13 protein-coding genes are annotated in these 18512 nt (G+C 36.9%); 11 read left to right on the top strand and 2 right to left on the bottom strand.

All coding sequences use genetic code 11. The features are described 5' to 3' along the window. Window positions 1-17: 17 nt before the first annotated feature. Together HPE63_RS03640 and HPE63_RS03635 are read right to left on the bottom strand one after the other, a co-directional pair. Window positions 18-1136, bottom strand: a complete 1119-nt coding sequence (locus HPE63_RS03640; protein ID WP_188312860.1) for a GTP cyclohydrolase — start codon at window positions 1134-1136, stop codon at window positions 18-20. Between the two features lie 108 nt (window positions 1137-1244). Next, a complete protein-coding gene (locus HPE63_RS03635) occupies window positions 1245-2303 on the bottom strand; it encodes a transporter (RefSeq protein ID WP_188312859.1) in 1059 nt (352 codons plus the stop codon). Window positions 2304-2390: 87 nt separating this feature from the next. Between HPE63_RS03635 and HPE63_RS03630 the strand changes: the two genes are divergently transcribed. From HPE63_RS03630 to HPE63_RS03580, 11 genes are all read left to right on the top strand, one after another. Continuing rightward, window positions 2391-2654 carry a DUF4834 family protein gene (locus HPE63_RS03630; RefSeq protein WP_188312858.1) on the top strand — a complete coding sequence of 88 codons (264 nt, stop codon included), beginning with the start codon at window positions 2391-2393 and terminating at the stop codon, window positions 2652-2654. A gap of 34 nt (window positions 2655-2688) precedes the next feature. Further along, window positions 2689-5127 carry a YfhO family protein gene (locus tag HPE63_RS03625; RefSeq protein WP_188312857.1) on the top strand — a complete coding sequence of 813 codons (2439 nt, stop codon included), beginning with the start codon at window positions 2689-2691 and terminating at the stop codon, window positions 5125-5127. After that, entirely contained in the window at window positions 5124-6395 is a 1272-nt protein-coding gene (locus HPE63_RS03620; RefSeq protein ID WP_188312856.1) for a glycosyltransferase family 4 protein, read from the top strand. Before HPE63_RS03625 ends, HPE63_RS03620 begins: the two co-directional genes overlap by 4 nt. After that, window positions 6395-7855, top strand: coding sequence for an oligosaccharide flippase family protein (locus tag HPE63_RS03615; protein ID WP_188312855.1), 1461 nt, complete (start codon window positions 6395-6397; stop codon window positions 7853-7855). The genes HPE63_RS03620 and HPE63_RS03615 overlap by 1 nt, the downstream gene beginning before the upstream one ends. A 392-nt stretch (window positions 7856-8247) precedes the next feature. Further along, the gene (locus HPE63_RS03610) at window positions 8248-10128 is read left to right on the top strand and encodes a helix-turn-helix domain-containing protein (protein ID WP_188312854.1); all 1881 of its coding nucleotides are present in this window, start codon (window positions 8248-8250) and stop codon (window positions 10126-10128) included. A gap of 253 nt (window positions 10129-10381) precedes the next feature. Then, on the top strand, window positions 10382-10894 hold the full coding sequence (locus tag HPE63_RS03605) for a hypothetical protein (protein ID WP_188312853.1): 513 nt from the start codon (window positions 10382-10384) through the stop codon (window positions 10892-10894). 89 nt (window positions 10895-10983) lie between these two features. Then, on the top strand, window positions 10984-12417 hold the full coding sequence (locus HPE63_RS03600; protein WP_188312852.1) for a hypothetical protein: 1434 nt from the start codon (window positions 10984-10986) through the stop codon (window positions 12415-12417). Between the two features lie 64 nt (window positions 12418-12481). Beyond that, window positions 12482-13957, top strand: coding sequence for a hypothetical protein (locus tag HPE63_RS03595; RefSeq protein ID WP_188312851.1), 1476 nt, complete (start codon window positions 12482-12484; stop codon window positions 13955-13957). Between the two features lie 158 nt (window positions 13958-14115). Continuing rightward, window positions 14116-15483, top strand: a complete 1368-nt coding sequence (locus HPE63_RS03590; protein WP_188312850.1) for an InlB B-repeat-containing protein — start codon at window positions 14116-14118, stop codon at window positions 15481-15483. A gap of 196 nt (window positions 15484-15679) precedes the next feature. Beyond that, on the top strand, window positions 15680-16165 hold the full coding sequence (locus tag HPE63_RS03585; protein WP_188312849.1) for a hypothetical protein: 486 nt from the start codon (window positions 15680-15682) through the stop codon (window positions 16163-16165). Between the two features lie 145 nt (window positions 16166-16310). Continuing rightward, window positions 16311-18509: a PQQ-like beta-propeller repeat protein gene (locus HPE63_RS03580; RefSeq protein WP_188312848.1), complete on the top strand. Its 2199-nt coding sequence runs from the start codon at window positions 16311-16313 to the stop codon at window positions 18507-18509. Window positions 18510-18512: the final 3 nt, after the last annotated feature.

The following is an 18512-nucleotide window of genomic DNA, read 5'->3' as shown; positions in this document are numbered from 1 at the left end:
TTTCAAGGGGCTTATCATTAAAGATCTTTCCGATACGTCCTTCGTCGTTTGTATATTTCCGGGTCAAAATGCTTCCAGATTTGTTTTATTGCGATGTTATCCTCCAATTCGGGCGTACGAATACAGTTCTCGATCTTTTTCGCTGAAAATGTTTTGTAGTATTCATTGAATATTACCGCAGTAACACCTTTGTTCTGATATTCTGGATGCACCCCGATCAAATAGAAAATCACATCCTTACTATTTTTTTTTGCGCGTAATAAATGAAAAATACCTGTAGGGAATAATTTTCCCTTAGCTTTTTGAAGTGCCCTTGAAAAAGAAGGCATAACGATGCCAAAGGCGATAAGCCTATCATTCTTATCTAAGATGAATTTGATGTATTCAGGATTTATAAAACTTATATATTTCTTCTTAAAATAAGCTTTTTGTACCTCTGTTATTGGAACAAAGGATGATAAGGATGAGTAGGTCTCATTGAATAGATCGAACATATTGTCCGCCATGGCCATTACATCCTTGGTTTTCGTATAGCTTAAGGCTTTTACACCATACCTTCTTTTCACCAATTCGTTTGCCTTGACAAAAAACTTGGGATGGGCATTCGAAAATGGGAATCTATTTTCCATGTATTCTTTCTCCTTGACAAAACCCAATCGCTCATAATGCTTTTGATAGTACGGATGGTTGTACCAGGTTATCATGGTGCCTAACGCTTCGAATCCTTCTACAAGAACACCGACCTTATCCAAATTGGAAAAGCCCACAGGGCCTTCCATGAATTCTAAACCGTGCCCGAGACCGATTGATTGCACCTTTTCTAGCAACGTTTCCGATACTTCGGTATCATCAACAAAATCGAACCATCCAAAACGCATTTTTTTTACCTTTTGTTGGTTTATTTCAATCCAGTTGGCAATGGCCGCAATCCTACCTACGATTTCGTTGTTCTTATAAGCCAGGAAAAAACGGGCCTCTGCATTTTTAAACGCGGGGTTTTTAGTTTTGTCAAAGGATTCCAATTCATCATTGATAATCGGGGGCACCCAGTAGGGGGAATCTTTATATAGGGAGAACGGAAACTTGACGAATTTCTTTAAATCGGCTTTGGATGTAGCTTCTTTTAAGGTGACCATACTTTTATTTTGTAGGGTCAATATTAGCAATATAAATCAATACCAAAAAATTAAGGCCCTATTTTAATGGACTAAATTTGGGGTATTGAAGATGTTGCCGATCTAGGGCTAATTGTTCTTTTTTTCTGTTTTTTTAAGCTTGCGAAGTTGTTTTTTGGTCGGACCTAGGTCAATATCCTCGGCGCCAGGGCCTTTATTTTTTTTCTTCTTTTCTTTCTTTTTCTTCTTCATGGGTTTTTTCTTGATCTCTCCTCCATTGCCATCGGCATTTTGGTCTTCTATGGCCTTAGGTTGGTCTTTATGGAAATCAAATCGATAAGATACTCCGGCACTAACAAAGACCCGGGAAGGTGTGTTTTTAAAACTGGCACCAAGATTCATATCGGCCTGTAACTTCTCGTTAACCAAATAGGCCACCCCACCGCGTAAGAGCACATCGGAATATCGGTCACTATCTATACCCTGGTTTTCAACAAAAACACTCCATTTAGGATCTCTAAAGGCATGGGAAAGCGAAACCGTATAACTCATTTCCGGAAAATCGGTACCAATGCGGTCATAGGCGAAATTGGAGATAAGGACAAACCTTGGAGACAATCTACTTTGGGTGGCCACCATGACCCGGGGTGAAACCGTTGGATCACCGGCATAGAATGGATTATCTCCCAAAACAAAGTTTGCACCGGCATAAACTGATATAGAGGGAATCAAATTTTTCAATTGGAAGACATTGTTGGCCTTCCAACTATATAGATTGGGTTTCTCGTTCTTATAACGGTCATAGATCAAAAATTTAAGTCCGATTCTATTTCTATAAAAATCGGTCCTGGAATCACTGGTTGCAAAATCCTCGAATGTAATTTTTTGGTTTTGAAAGGTGCCTTCCCAATTTAATTCCAATCGTTCTAACAATAGTCCGTAACGTAATGAGATATCGGTTCCAACTAGGTCACTTTGGGTATTTAAGAGACTATGATCTTGTTGTTCGTAAAAAAGACCGGTTTCCAATTGAAGCACATTTTTACCCACGGCATATGCACTGACAGACAAACCAGGTCTATTCGAATTAATAACATCCGTATATTGTGAAATTCCCAAAAAGGGGATTATTAGGCAGGCAAGAAGTATTGAATGCTTTAATTTTTTCGACTCAAAAAAACCCTCCATAGATTGATTTTATTATTATTTTAAGACTTTTAGGTTACTATTACAACGTTAGAATTGTACTTTTGATATAAATTACCAAAAATTAATATGGCTTTTCTGAAAACGATTTTAATAATACTTTTGGTGTATTATTTGCTGAAAATTTTGGTCAAGTGGTTTGGACCAAAATTATTTAGCTACGCCGCAAAGAAGACCGAAGAACGATTTCGTGAAAATTTCGGAGGATTTAATAATCAACAACATACCCATGAAGAAAAAATAGGGGATGTTATTATAGATAAGAAACCACCAAAAAGAAATGCATCTTCCAAAAAAGTTGGTGAATACATAGAATTTGAGGAACTAGATTGATTATTTTAGCCGAACCAACCACATTACTATTCTAATGAAGTCAGGTTTAAAAGCTTTTTATACCCATTTTTTTGTCCTCGTTTTCTTTGTGATTACCGCCTTAGCTTATTTTAATCCAGTACTACAGGGTAAGGTCATAGAACAATCCGATATTCGCCAGTATACTGGTATGGCCAAGGAACAGAACGATTTCCGTAAAAAAACCGGTGAAGAACCGTATTGGACCAATAGTGCTTTTGGTGGAATGCCGACCTACCAACTTGGTGCCTACTATCCACATGACTATATAAAAAAACTCGACCGATTGATCCGGTTTCTACCTAGACCAGCAGATTACCTTTTCCTATACTTTCTCGGATTCTATATTTTACTATGCTGCCTAAAAGTGGATTATAGACTTGCGGTACTAGGGGCTCTGGCCTTTGGTTTTTCTACCTATTTGATTATAATCCTGGGTGTTGGTCATAATGCAAAAGCACATGCTTTGGCCTATATGCCCATGCTTTTAGGGGGGGTCATACTCACCTTTAGAGGGAAGTATTTATGGGGATTTGTTTTGACAGCCATTGCCATGGCCCTGGAAGTTGGCGCCAATCATTACCAAATGACGTATTATTTTATGTTGTTGGTATTGATTGTTGGAATCGTCTATTTAATCGATGCGATTAGAAAAAAGAAAATAAAACACTATTTCGCTTCTGTTGGCTTATTGATTATAGCAGTTGTCCTGGGTATTTCGGCCAATGCGACCAGTTTATTGGCAACCAAGGAATATGCGGATTGGAGTACGAGGGGTACATCCGAATTGACCATTACTCCGGATGGCTCCCCTAAAACAAATACAAAAGGACTTAGCAAAGATTATATAACCCAATATAGTTACGGTATAGTGGAATCATTGAACCTATTTGTACCTCGACTATTTGGAGGGTCAAATGCGGAGGATTTAGGTGGGAATTCGAAAACATACGATTTTTTGATCGACCAAGGAATTTCCAGGAGTCAAGCTTTGGATTTCTCAAAAAACCTACCACTTTATTGGGGCCAGCAACCTATTGTCGCCGCACCGGCCTATATCGGGGCAATCATCTTCTTTTTGTTTCTTCTTGGGTTGATTTTGGTTAAAGGCCGTTCTAAATGGTGGCTTTTAGCTGGGGTCATTATGTCCCTGATCCTTTCTTGGGGAAAGAATTTTGGACTTTTGACCGATTTTATGATCGATTATTTTCCATTGTACAACAAGTTCAGGGCGGTATCCTCCATACAGGTCATCTTGGAACTCTGTGCGCCTGTATTGGGTATTTTGGCACTAAGGGAACTATTGAATAAATCGGTTGGGAAGAGTGAAAAATTAAAGGCCTTGAAACTCTCTTTTTTGATAACATTCGGAATGGGCATTGCATTATTCCTGATCAAGGGTATGTTCAATTTTGAAGGCCCATCCGATGGTACATTGGAACGTTATTATGGGGATGAAATTTTATCATTGATAAGGTTGGATAGAGAGGCGGTTTATACCAATGACCTTTTAAGGACCTTGATTTTTGTGTCTTTGGCAGCAGCAGTTATTTGGTTGTATTTAAAAGAAAGAATTAAGACCAATTTATTCATAGTGGCATTAGGGGTCCTGATAGTGGTTGATTTGGTGGGCGTGGATTTGCGTTATGTGAACAAGGAGGATTTCGTTTCCAAACGAAGAATGGCAGAACCTTTTCCCGAATCCCCAGCCGATAGGCAAATCGCTCAGGATGAGAGTGTCTATCGAGTATATAATCCACAAGAGGGGTTAAATGGGGCAAGTACCTCTTATTATCATAAATCAATTGGTGGATATCATGCGGCGAAACCAGCCAGATTACAGGATTTATTCGATTTTTATATCTATAAAGGGAACCTCGGAATCTTGAACATGCTCAATGTAAAGTATGTCATACAGCAGGATGAGGAAGGTAAAAGTATCCCGACCCTGAATCCCGATGCCAATGGCAATGCGTGGTTTGTGAATAAGTTGATTGAAGTGCAGTCCGCCGATGCTGAAATTAAGGCCTTGGAAAATCTCGATGTCAAGAAAGAAGCCGTTGTGAACACGGCCCGTTTCACAGCGATCAATAGATTCAATTTCCATACCGATTCATTGGCTACGGTAGCGTTAACCGATTATAAACCGAATCATTTGACCTATAAATCATCGAACCCAAATGCAGGGATATTGGTGTTTTCAGAAATGTATTATGAAAATGGATGGAATGCTTACATCGATGGGCAACCGAAAGACCATTTCAGGGTAAATTATGTATTACGGGCTTTGAATGTCCCAGGGGGAGACCATACCATTGAATTCAAGTTTGAACCTCAAATCATTAAAAAAGGAAGTCAAATTACCTTGACGGGTTCTATTGTTCTGGGATTGATTATTCTAGGTGGAATAGGCTATTCTGTGCGACGTTCTTCAAAAAAAGATGGGGAAGAATGAAAAAGGTATTGATCATTACGTACTATTGGCCACCAGCTGGTGGACCCGGTGTACAGCGATGGTTGAAATTTGTAAAATATCTTCCCGATTTTGGAATTACCCCGGTGTTATATATCCCCGAAAATCCAAATTACCCGCTTTTAGACGAATCCCTAGTTGATGGGATTCCTCAAGGAATAACCGTATATAGGCACCCGATACGTGAACCATACAAACTCGCGAACCTACTCTCTAAAAAAGAAACAAAACGCATCAGTTCCGGTATCATTTCGAGCAAAGACCAAACCTTCTTGGAAAAAACCATGTTATGGGTTCGAGGCAACTTTTTCATTCCCGATGCCCGTAAGAATTGGGTAAAGCCATCCATAAGGTTTTTAGGACCCATTATTGAAAAAGAAAATATAGAAAGCATTATAACTACAGGACCTCCACATAGTGTCCATTTAATCGGTAATCAATTAAAACAAACCATTGGGGTTAAATGGTTGGCCGATTTCAGGGATCCCTGGACATCCATAGGGTATCATAAAGAATTAAGACTTACCTCGGGATCTCAAAAAAAGCATAAGCGTTTGGAGCATATGGTTTTGAACAATGCCGATAGCATTGTGGTAACCAGTAAAACGACCAAACAGGAATTTATAGGTATCACCCGAAAGCCGATTTCCGTTATCACCAATGGGTACGATTTCGATGCTATTGGCCATAAGCCTCTAACAAAGGATTTCACCATTTCACATATAGGCTCCTTGCTTTCTGGTAGAAATCCCAAGGTCCTTTGGCAAGTCCTGGAAGAATTGATACAAGAAAATAGTACGTTCAAGGAGTGTTTTAAACTGCGTTTGGCTGGTGTTGTTAGTGAAGATGTTTTGCAGAGCATCTACGATTCAGGGCTAAGGGAATTTACCGAATTGATAGGCTATGTATCCCATGATAGGGCCATAAAACTGCAACAAGAATCACAAGTACTTCTGTTGGTCGAGATAGATTCCCATGAAACCAAGGGGATATTACCTGGTAAATTATATGAATATATGGCCACAAAACGGCCTATATTAGCCATCGGTCCATCACATTGGGATGCCGCTTCGATTATTGAGGATACACATTCAGGCGCTTCTTTTGGATACGGATCGAAAAAAAGATTAAAAGATGTAATTTTAAAGTGGTTCGTTGCCTACCAAAATGAAAGTTTGGAAGCCGAATCAGAAGGCATAGAAAAATATAGTCGGAAAGAGCTCAGCCGGGAATTAGCCAAACTTATTTAATGGGAATCGTCAGTAAACAAGCATTGAACAATACCATGATCACCTATCTGGGGTTCGGGATTGCTGCCATTAACACCTTATTTCTCTATACCAATTTTTTAACTGATGAATACTATGGTCTGGTAACGGTCATATTGTCGACCTCCGCTGTTTTAATGCCGTTATTGGCCTTTGGCGTTCCCAATACCTTGATCAAGTTCTATAGCAGTTTCAAGCAAGAAAAGGACACACAAGCCTTCGAGACGCTAATGCTATTATTGCCCTTGGTGCTCATTGTTCCCATCGCCCTTATTTCTTTTTTATTTACCGATGTCATTGGGGATTTTATTTCCAAGGAAAACGGTATGGTCAAGGACTATGTATGGTATATTTTTCTTATCGGGATGGCCATGGCGTATTTTGAGGTTTTCTATGCCTGGGCCAAGGTGCAAATGAAATCTGTTTTTGGCAATTTCATGAAAGAGGTTTTTAATAGGGTTGGGGTGATGCTGCTTTTATTTTTAGTGTATTTTGGTGTTATCTCTGTCGATTTTTTCCTTAAGGCCCTTGTGGCCTTATATCTATTACGAACGGTCATCATGAAATTGTATGCTTATCGTTTAAAGATGCCCACATTGAATTTTGATTTTCCTGCCAATACACGGGTAATTCTGAATTATAGTGCATTGATTATTCTTGGGGGCTCAGCCGCGGTTATTATTTTGGAGATCGATAAGGTCATGATCAATCAGTTTATCGAGATCGAAAACGTCGCCTATTACGGGGTGGCGATCTATATTGCCACGACAATAATAGTCCCGTCAAGGGCCATGCATCAGATTACGTATCCGATGACCGCTGAATTGCTCAACAATAAAAATCTGGTAGGATTGGAGTCCTTGTACAAAAAATCCTCTTTGACGTTGTTCATTGCCTCAGGGTTATTGTTCGTGTTGATCATCACGAACTTAAACGACCTCTTCCTTATGCTGCCAGAGGAATATCGAGGTGGATTCGTAATCGTTTTTTTAATTGGTTTGGCCAAGGTTTATGATTCGGTCTTAGGGAATAATAATGCCATTCTGTTCAACTCCGATTATTATAAGGCCTTATTGGTCATGGGTGGTTTCTTGGCTGTTTTGGTTATTGTTCTGAACCTTATGTTCATACCAAAATATGGACTGAACGGGGCTGCTTTTGCCACTTTTTTGGCCATAGCATTATACAACACCATTAAGTTTTTCTATGTGAAATCGAAATTTGGGATAGTGCCGTATACCATTGAAACGCTCAAGGTATTAGGGATTCTACTGGTTTTGGGAGTGTTATTTTATTTTTTGGATTTTCCTTTTCATCCCATCCTTAACATTGTTATAAAAGGAGTGTTGGTTACGTTATTGTTCTTGGGCATACTCTTTAAACTACGAATATCAGAAGATGTTTACGGAATATTAAATCGATTTCTGGGCAAAAAAGGGTGAATTCGTAACTGTTGATCTAGAATTATAACCACGCTAGCCTTAAAAGTCTTCTTCACTTTTTTTCGGTTACTTGTTTTCTACTATTTATCCTCTAACGACTATAGCAAGGGATGCAAGCGTATTAAAATTGATAATTCTAAAGGTTTTAAGGGTTCTTATATCAAAACCGTCCCATCAGGTGATATAGGTCATTGTCCTATTAATTATATGTTAATAACTTAATAAATCATAAATCAGGTTTACAAAAATTTGAAACAAAAATAAGACATTACCCATTCTTGTCTGAATGCCTTAGAAACGCTCTAAAAGTACCATTTGTCAAGAATTTTTAAATAGACCCAATTACTTTGTATTGCTATAAACTATGATTCTTAATGGAAAACCGGCCCTCCATGGATGAACAATTTATCAAGAAAATTCTTCAATGTATTGAAGACAATCTTGATAACGAGAATTTCTCAGTGGAAGATCTTGCTAAAAACGCGGGACTCAGTCGTTCCATGCTACATAGAAAACTCAAAAAACTGCTGGGTAAATCGGCCAGTGACCTTATCACGAAAATACGTTTGACCCAAGCCAAAGAACTTTTGGAACAGGATGTGGCCACCGCTTCGGAAATTGCCTATCAGGTGGGTTTCAATAGTCCAAGTTATTTCAATAAGGTTTTTAAAAAACACTATAACATTTCCCCTGGTGAGGTAAGGAGGAAAGGTGCTGTCGTTGAATTGGATGGGTCAATACTGGCCCAAGAACAGGAAATTGAAGTTTCCTCCCACCCCAAAGCGCATGTATTTAGTCGTAAAAACTTGGTTATCCTCATGTTAGTCGTCGTTGCGGGTATAGGAGTATATGCCCTTCTCAATAAAATTGTGCCCACTGAAAAGTCCATCGCCGTACTCCCGCTCCATAATTTAACCGGAAATACCGAGAATGACTATTTTGTTGATGGCATGCATGACGCGCTTATCGGTGAATTAGGGCAAATGGGTTCGCTTCGCGTAATTTCAAGAACCTCGACCCTCCGTTATGATAACAGCGAGCTATTATTAAAGGATATTGCACGTGAATTGGGCGTGAATACCATTGTAGAGGGATCGGTTATCGGTGCAGGGGACAGCCTCCGGATTCTCATTCAGTTAATAGACGTGTTTCCAAAGGAACGTCACCTTTTGGCTAACGAATATCGGGATGCCATGCAAAATGTAATAAGGGTTCAATCCTTGGCAGCGAAGGATATTGCAAATAAAATCGATATTAAACTTTCAAAAAATGAAGAACAACGTTTATTGAAATCACGGACTGTGGATCCCGAAACCTATAAAGCCTATTTACGTGGCATGTATTATTTAAATCAAGGTACGCACGAGGCCTTTAAAAAAGGCATCGATTTCTTACAGGAAGCCATAGCTCGGGACCCTGGTGATCCCTATGCCTACGCCGGACTGGCACTGGGATATTCCATCATGGGTCATGGACAACTCAATTCCCAAGAGGCATTCCTAAAAGCCATGTCGGCCGCAGAAAAGGCGATTAAGTTAGACCCGATGAACGATGAAGCGTATACGGCTTTGTCCATACTGAATTTATACAGTACATGGGACTGGCCAAAGGCCAAAGAAGCTTTTGAGAATGCCATTGCGAAAAATCCCAATAATGAAATTGCCCATGCCCATTTTGCGTGGTACCACATCCTGTTTGATGATATGGAGAAATCCATATTCCATGCCAAAAAAGCTGTAATGATAGAACCATTTTCCGCCTCTTATACAGCATGGCTTGCTTTATTGTATTATCACAACAAAGAATATGATAAGGCCGAAATCTGGGCAAAGAAGGCCTTAGCCATAAAAGAAGATGTACCTTATGGAAACCTTGTCATGGGTCTGGTAAGTCTTCAAAGGAAACAATATCGACAAGCCATTGAATTTCATGAAAAACTTCCGGAGAATGGGGATAATTGGAAAATGTTGCTCGGTTATGCTTATGTAAAAGCAGGCCAAAGGGAAAAAGCCCTGCAAATTTGGAACGAAATGGAAGTCCGCTCAAAAGACCATTGGGTGAATCCCTGCCATAGGGGAAAAATGGCCGCCTACCTTGGATATACTAATCTAGCCTTTGAGTTCTTAAATGAAGCCTATGAGAACAAAACGTATCCTATCACGTATATTAACCTCTATTCGTGTACCGAAACCATACGGGATGATGCTCGGTACGATGAGCTCCTCCAAAAGATGAACCTTCCTAATAGGCGACTACTTCTGACCTCTAATTAAAATCTTCTTTTTGCATCATGTTTAACGGCAGTAATTCATTTACGTGCTAAGGTGTACAAGGTGTTAAATGTATTGATGCAACCAGAGTACATAAATGCAACATGAGTTGGCGAAATCTACAAAAGATCGCAACGAGACTGTTAAGCTTCAAGTATTTATTTTCCAGTACTTTATTCTAGAATACAAAGGAAGGTTAACGCACAATTTGTGTGTAGGTAAATCAAACAATTAAATAAATTATAAATCAAATAGCATGAAAACACTAGAGCAATTTAAACATGTTTTTTCCCCATTTCTTATTACACTCGTTTTAATGGTTTCTTTTAACAGTTGTAATAAAGATGATGACGATTCTTCTGCTGATCAAACTTTTTTAGAATTGTATGCAGGTACAACATGGGTTTTAAATAATGATGGAGGTGTTCCCGCAGATGCAGAGGTACCAACTTACTTCAGATTTGTCAATAATACAAGCGAAGTTTTAGAAGGCTGGTATCAGGTTACAATTGACCCTGAATGTTATTATTATGCCGAAGGTATTAATATCGACAATGGGGCCATGACGTTAATGGAAAATTCAGAAAATAAAATTATTATTGAAATATCCTATACAAATGAATCGGAGACCTATACATGTACAGTACAAGCAGACACTGTCAAGATTGTAATGGTCTATGAAGAAGTTGGATTTCCGGCTGAAACATTTACCCTTTATTTCGATAAAACAACAGTCAATGTGGATGGGTTAACACTTTGTCCATTATAGTTACTCTGTACTGAATGGTTAATTGGTTGAATTTTATTATAAAATAATATCTATAAGCATAGTATGGCATTAACCTAAAATCAAACAAAATGAAAAAATCAGCCATAATAATTCTATCGTTTGTAACTATCTTTTTTTTATCGGGTTGTTCTAAAGATAGTACTAATCCAATAGGTAACTTCGATACTAACTCGAACATAATAGGGATCAATGGTGGCACTATTACAACAGACTCAGGCGCAAGTATCATTATTCCTCCAGGTGCATTAGATAGTAATACGGAAATTACCATTAGGTCTTTTGATACTATAACAGAACTTCCAGAAAACATGGGAATAATGGGTGAGTTTGCAGGAGGACTAGTATTGGGCCCAGACAGGTTACATTTTAACATACCAGTAACCATAACAATACCAACTAACTCACCTCTATTTAATGCAAATGAAGTTAAGCTATTTTATCTTGATAATGGTGATGCTTCCAACTCTAACTATCCGGCTAATTATGCTGGGTGGCAACAAACAGATTGCGTAGGAACTTCTAGTATGTATGGGACTATAGTAACAGCTGAAATCGATCATTTTTCTACATACGTTATCCAAATGAATTTTGGTGATAATACGCTGGATATTTTAGGGGATATGGTTGAAACATTTGGTGACAATGGACTAGGCGTTGATTTTGAAAACTATCAAACCTATTTTGAAAGTACTGTTGCAAATTTGGATGATTTGCATGTTTATGATTTACCAGGGGGCTTTGGTTACGATTGCTACAAAGTTGTAGGTCTTGAATACATCCTCTATCATGATCTAGGTGTTTTATTTGAAAATCCACTTTATGATTTTAAAGGAAAGAAAGGCGAGATAGCCTTTTATTATAATTATGAAGGAGATAGAAGTTTAGTTTTAAATGGCAGTGAGCAAGAATTTATCTATCATCTGTTCATTAATGTATATATAGACAGAACACCTCCTAAATTAGAAATTGGGACATTTTGGAATGTGGTAGAAGTAGGAAATCAAATTGACATTAATGGTTGTTTGACTTGTGGGTCTTCCCAAATGAAAAATCAGAAAATCACTTTTAGCGTGAACAGCAATGGCTCGATTGATCCTATGCAACAGAAAACTGATAGTTATTATGGATGTGCTGAAGTGACGTTAACAGGAAATGCGGAGGGAATTGCAAGAGTCACAGGAAAATACAGTGCCCATAATAAGGAACAAATTCAAGTTATTGGAGGTCTTTTAGATGTTGTAGTGATAGAAGAGGGATTGCTTGATGACCTTTTTGATTTGGAATGTGAGCCTAAACCATTTGTTATTGATTGTCCACCAATAGATTTATCAGAAGAATTAGGTTGGACCGGATTATTCGATTATGGCCCAGCCTATTTCGACGGCTGTTTTTTTACTTTAGATTGGGTGCTAAGCCAATCAAATTATGTTGGTTGTGATGTTCATTATGTCTCAATGGAAGAATATTGTGCTAATATGCCTTCTTCTGGTTGGTGTGATTAGGATTTCTTTTTCGAAAATGAATTGTTAGCAAATATGTATGAGTTAAAATATTAAATCTACTACGATGAAAAGAAAAACTTTATATTATCTTCTTGGCTGCTTATTTGTAGTCGGAAGTGTCGTTAATTCCTGTCAAAAGGACGATGTAAGTGAAGAACAACAACCTGTAACTTCTGCTAAAAGTGTAGGAACTGTCACAACGGTTAATGCTAGTAATATTACTGAAAACTCGGCAACAACCGGAGGAAATGTTATAGATGATGGAGGGGCTACGATTACGGCCCGCGGAGTATGTTGGAGTACATCTGAAAACCCATCAGTTTCTGATTCTAAAACCGCAGATGGCAACGGCAAGGGATCGTTTACCAGCGACCTTTCAAATTTATCGTCTTCAACAACCTATTATGTTAAAGCCTATGCGACCAATAGTGAGGGTACTGCATATGGTAACCAGGTTGAATTTACCACTATTACAAGTCCAGTTGTTTTAACAACTGTTGCTATTAGCAATATCACAGAAAATTCAGCAACGTCTGGAGGTAACATTACGGACGATGGAGGTGTCCCGATTACGGCACGGGGTGTATGTTGGAGTACATCTGAAAACCCAACAATCACTGATTCTAAAACAACAGATGGTTCCGGCGCTGGATCATTTACGAGCGAGCTTACAGATTTATCACCTTCAACAACATATTATGTTAAAGCCTACGCAAGTAATAGTGAGGATACGGCTTATGGCAACCAAATAGAATTCACTACTTCTGCGTATGACCCACCTACAATTTCTGCAGCTGCAACATCTGACGGTACATTCACTGTTGCTATAAGTTATTCGTCATGGCCATATTATTTAGGGACCTGGGATACATATGAACTGGAAGAATCCACAGTATCTTCTTCTTCCGGATTTGAATTAATACATACATCTAACACACATACTTCACCTTATAACGTGCAATTAACAAGAACACCAGGCACTTATTATTACAGAGCGAGAATTACCAAAAACACACCCAACGGATACTCATCCTATAGTGAGGTTGTCTCGGTTGTTGTTTCTGCTCCAGTTCGAAGCATTAAATTTATTAATAATACATCCTCGAATGTATATTTAAAAGAAATAGTACAAATAAAAGTCGCAAGATATGCAAATGATGTTTATACAAGAGCTGACCTTCTCACCAACGATAATGAATCTGATTGTCTATATCTACCCGGAGAGAGCATAGCTCAAGGGGAATCTGAAACTTTTGAAATTACTATAGGCCCAAACTATTCTGTTTTTATTGGTATGGGTATTTGGGATTTAGATAATGTCACCTGTCCGTTATATTATAATTGGTTTAAAAGAACTTGGGGGATGACAACTACTAATGATATGTTTTGGATTTGGACGGTTGTAAATGTGACTGACGAAAATTCTGAAGATTGGAACTGGACCATATCTGGTTCCTATATGGATGGTACACTTAAGGTTACCCCTTCAGGCGATTCACCAATTGATTTTGTTGCAACCCCGTATAATCCTATAAATTAATTTGTTTTTAAAGAATGTAGATTCAAGGTAATGTAACTTAATTAACCAGTAAATATGATTTCAAAATAGGTAACCCATTTTGAAAACCTTATAAAAACAAATCATATATACAATGTAAAAAAAGAAGAACAAAGTATCTGAACTTAAAACTATAAATTATGAAAAAAATAATTGTTTTATTAATTTTTCTTGTGGTTGCCTGTTCTAAAGACGACCCAATAATTCAATATTCAATTACGGTTCAAGTTACACCGGTAGAAGGAGGCAGTGTATCTCCCTCATCAGGCATGTTTAATGAAGGAACATCAATTTCATTATTGGCAACTCCATCAGCTGAATATATTTTCAAGAATTGGTCAGGTGGGGCCAATGGTAAAAGTAATCCAACAACTGTTGTTATGAAATCGAATAAAAGTATAACTGCAGTTTTTGAGAAAAAAGATACAGACAGTGATGGCGTTGCAGATGATGTTGATATGTGCCCTAATACACCAGCTGGAGAAACAGTAGATAATAATGGATGTTCTAACAGTCAAAAATACACTTATGTTCCGGATGACAATTTTGAACAGGCTTTAATTGATTTTGGGTATGACGATGTAATTGATGATTATGTTTTAACTTCAAACATTGACGATGTTACTTCAATATATTTAAATGGGAAGGAGATTTCTGATTTAACAGGAATAGAAAATTTTGTAGCTTTAAACGAATTAATATGTGAACAAAACCAATTTACCAGTTTAGATGTCAGTCAGAATACTTCTTTAACAGACCTGATATGCTCTGAAAACCTTCTCACTACTTTAGATGTCAGTCAGAATACTGCTTTAACAAGACTTGACTGCCATAACAACCAACTCACAAGTTTAAATGTCAGTCAGAATACTGATTTAGAAGTTCTACATGTCGATTCCAACGAACTTACAAGTCTGGATGTCAGTAATAATATTGCATTAACAGATCTGTTGTGCTATGAAAACCAACTAACTAGTTTAGATGTGAGTAAAAATACATATTTGACTCGCTTAGAGTGCTACGGTAATCAACTTGCAAGTTTAGTTGTTGGTCAGAATACAGCTTTAAAATCTCTCGATTGTAGTTCCAACAAACTCACAAGTTTAGATGCCAGTCAAAATATAGCTTTAACAGATCTGCAATGCGATAACAACGAACTCACTACTTTAGATGTCAGTCAGAATATTGCTTTAACTAATCTATATTGTAATATTAACCAACTTTCAAGTTTAGATGTCAGTCAGAATATTGCTTTAACTGGGTTCTTTTGCCTTGGCAACAAACTCACCTATTTAGATGTCAGTCAGAATACTTCTTTAGTACAAATGAAATGTTCTAACAACGAACTAATTAGTTTAGATCTCAGTCAGAATACTGCCTTAACAGTTTTGGATTGCCGAATTAATTATAGTCTTTATTGTATTCAGGTTAATGCAACTCAATTAAGCAATATTCCAACTGGTTGGAATAAAGATGACATTGCCAGTTATGCTTTAACCTGCAATTAAATTATTAAAACGAACTCAAAACAGGCAAGCCATTATGGATACCTTATAAAAAAACGGAATAAAGGATGTTGCTATACTTTGGAAAACGGGGTAGCTATTCCTCTTACTGCTGGAAGTTATACTGCAACAGTATATTCAGTTTTTATAAATTAAAAAGTGGCAAATAGAATATAATTCTAACCATCAAAGTTAAAAGATGAAAAAATTAGACATCAAGCAAATTATAAAGCTATCCCTTTTAGCAATGATTAGTATTGCAACAATTTGTTCTTGTAGTAAAGATGATAACACTTCTCCTATTTCTAAACTTTTTTTAGAATTGTATACAGGAACCATATGGGTAAGAGATCATGGTGATGTCACACACATTAGATTTATTAACAATACAAGTAAAATTTTAGAAAGCTGGACTAATCATTTTGACGAACCTGATTGTTATTATCACCATACAGAAAGATTTGAATCTGGAACTATCCAGATAATTGAAAATTCAGAGGATATATTAATTATTAAAGTAACATACAATGAAATTGCGTCTCAAACTTTAACATTTACAATACAAGAAGAAAACCTTAAGATTATGGAAGTTTTAGAAGAAGTAGGGAAAGACGCTAAAGAAACGATTATTTATTACGATAAAACATCGGTTAATGTTGATGCCTTTCCACTTTGTCCGGCGTAATATTAACATCACTAAGTCTTAATACTACAATAGATAAATAGTTGAATGAAAGTTTATTAATAAAAGATTGATATCGAACTTTTTCAATCTTCAGTTAACTGATTTAATTGGAATGTATTCAACTAAATCGAAAATAAGTAAACAAATGAAAAAATTACTGATTTTGCTAATAAACCTTTTAGTCATCAGCGGTTATTCACAGGCTTTTAAAAAAATGTTTGGCTACTATTCCCCTGTAAAAGCTGATAAAGAAGTAATCCTGAATATCACTGCAGACGGTTATCAGGAATTGTGGCAGTTTCCGGATACTAAAATTATCGATACAGCACGAATAGAATATAACATTTTTGGTGCTACAAGGGGTGATGGCCTTACTAGGGCCACTGAAAAAGTTGAACCACCAGCCATTGCAAATATGCAGGTGCTTAGCAATAAAAACCTGCTAATCATTTGTCCGAAGTCATACAGACGGAACAATATGCCTTTTAGCCTGAATATTTTTAAGAAATGTAATCATTTCATCCCTTCAAATATTGATGTTTTTTTGCTTAAACATGAAAACGGTGACTTAATCTGGAAGACCAACCTGCATATTAGTGGTGTTTTTGAGACCTTTGAAAATGATAAATATATATTCATTTTATCAGTTGACTATAATGAATTTGCCAATATATCAGATCAAAAAATATCAGTTCTAAACAAACATACAGGAGAACTTGTGTGGCAAAAAGGAGATAAAAACACTATTTATGTTCAATTCTCAAATAATAAAGAGATGATTTTTATCACGGAAAAGGATACTCTTTCTGTGGGAACAACCTTTGTTTATACTCTGAAAAATAATTCTGTTTCATTATTGGAGACCATTCCTGGAATCAATACATCCTTTGAGCCTATAATTACTGATGGTGATATATTATACATGAAAGACCATTTTTTGATTTCAAAAAATATAAAGAATCAAAAAACGAACTGGCAACAAAAAACAGACAGTACACTTCTCAATTATATTATTTACCGGGATACCTCATCTATATATCTACCTTATCAAAATAAAATCACAGCATTAAATTTAAACAGTGAAAAAAAAATGTGGAGTATTCAGAATAATAACCAAAATATTGTTGGGTTAGCCGGCAATAAAGATCAGTTGCTACTATTTGAATTAATTGTTGAACCTATCGAATTGGATAAAGAAACAAAAAAATTAACCCGTAAAAAAATATCGGCCATGAAGTTTCAACGCAGATATAATAAATCCGTACTATCATCGATTGACACCCCAACTGTAAAAAATTTTTTCAGAATTACTTCGGTTGATATTCAAGGTATTAAAAAATGGGTATTTACCGATGATGGTGAAGTGATGAGTAATATTGAAACTAAAGCTGATCAATTGCTTTTCACCACAAAAAAGAACTTATATGCTATTGATAATACAACGGGGAAACTGATTCAAAAAGCAGAATTATCTGACGGTAGTGAATTATCAGCAAACAATATCTACGTTTTAGATAATAAAATAATTGTGCGTAACGAAAAGTTGGTTTACTGCTTTAATGCAGAAAATTTTAGATTATTATATCAACATGAATTTGAATTAATATGGCCAACCCTTACAACAACAGAGATAACAAAGGATAAAATTGGTGGAGACTGGGTTATGAATTATGTAATTATGCCTGAGGGTGTTGACCGTCAAACTCAGCTATTAAATCAATCCTCGGAGAATTTTTCAAGGTCTTTGCAGGCTACTAATAAGGCCATTTCAGCAAGTAATAATAATTTGTTAACAGCTTCACAACACCAAAAAATAGCCATAGATAAGTTGGCAGGAGACATGGCCTTCTTGGCTGGTGCACGCCAAATGGCTGAGGCGGGCATGCTCAGACAGTTGGCCGACACTTATAAAGCGCAGTTAATGTGCCATCCTTATTTACTTCATGAAACAAGTAACATTACGATGTTAGATAACGATAAGGTTACGGTACGACTGGTAAATAAAACCATTGAAGAACAAAGATTTGTTGCATTGGAAATGCTTGAAATGAATACAGGAACTTTGAAAACACAGATTCTCTCACCTTTCCAGTTTAGGGATTATTACTATACCTGGTATAGAAATCCGGTTCAATTATGGTCGTATCTCGGATATGTACCGGTTTTAAATCTAAAAGATCACGTCTTGCGAACAACAATTGATTGGGAATCGGGAATAATATATCATTATGGACCTGGTCTAGATGTCGATAACTATAAATACTATGAGGAAGAATATGGTTTTATCAGGGGTAAGGTTATAAGTGTACCTTTCAATTTTAAGACCGAAAAAAGATATTTGTAATTG

Source organism: Maribacter arenosus (assembly GCF_014610845.1).
Lineage (GTDB): Bacteria > Bacteroidota > Bacteroidia > Flavobacteriales > Flavobacteriaceae > Maribacter_A > Maribacter_A arenosus.
This window is presented reverse-complemented; position numbering and strand designations above follow the sequence as displayed.

Excerpts from the sequence above, each read along its gene's own strand:
- HPE63_RS03640 (WP_188312860.1), bottom strand. The coding sequence starts at position 1,136 with ATGGTCACCTTAAAAGAAGCTACATCCAAAGCCGATTTAAAGAAATTC.
- HPE63_RS03635 (WP_188312859.1), bottom strand. The coding sequence starts at position 2,303 with ATGGAGGGTTTTTTTGAGTCGAAAAAATTAAAGCATTCAATACTTCTT.
- HPE63_RS03630 (WP_188312858.1), top strand. The coding sequence starts at position 2,391 with ATGGCTTTTCTGAAAACGATTTTAATAATACTTTTGGTGTATTATTTG.
- HPE63_RS03625 (WP_188312857.1), top strand. The coding sequence starts at position 2,689 with ATGAAGTCAGGTTTAAAAGCTTTTTATACCCATTTTTTTGTCCTCGTT.
- HPE63_RS03620 (WP_188312856.1), top strand. The coding sequence starts at position 5,124 with ATGAAAAAGGTATTGATCATTACGTACTATTGGCCACCAGCTGGTGGA.
- HPE63_RS03615 (WP_188312855.1), top strand. The coding sequence starts at position 6,395 with ATGGGAATCGTCAGTAAACAAGCATTGAACAATACCATGATCACCTAT.
- HPE63_RS03610 (WP_188312854.1), top strand. The coding sequence starts at position 8,248 with ATGGATGAACAATTTATCAAGAAAATTCTTCAATGTATTGAAGACAAT.
- HPE63_RS03605 (WP_188312853.1), top strand. The coding sequence starts at position 10,382 with ATGAAAACACTAGAGCAATTTAAACATGTTTTTTCCCCATTTCTTATT.
- HPE63_RS03600 (WP_188312852.1), top strand. The coding sequence starts at position 10,984 with ATGAAAAAATCAGCCATAATAATTCTATCGTTTGTAACTATCTTTTTT.
- HPE63_RS03595 (WP_188312851.1), top strand. The coding sequence starts at position 12,482 with ATGAAAAGAAAAACTTTATATTATCTTCTTGGCTGCTTATTTGTAGTC.
- HPE63_RS03590 (WP_188312850.1), top strand. The coding sequence starts at position 14,116 with ATGAAAAAAATAATTGTTTTATTAATTTTTCTTGTGGTTGCCTGTTCT.
- HPE63_RS03585 (WP_188312849.1), top strand. The coding sequence starts at position 15,680 with ATGAAAAAATTAGACATCAAGCAAATTATAAAGCTATCCCTTTTAGCA.
- HPE63_RS03580 (WP_188312848.1), top strand. The coding sequence starts at position 16,311 with ATGAAAAAATTACTGATTTTGCTAATAAACCTTTTAGTCATCAGCGGT.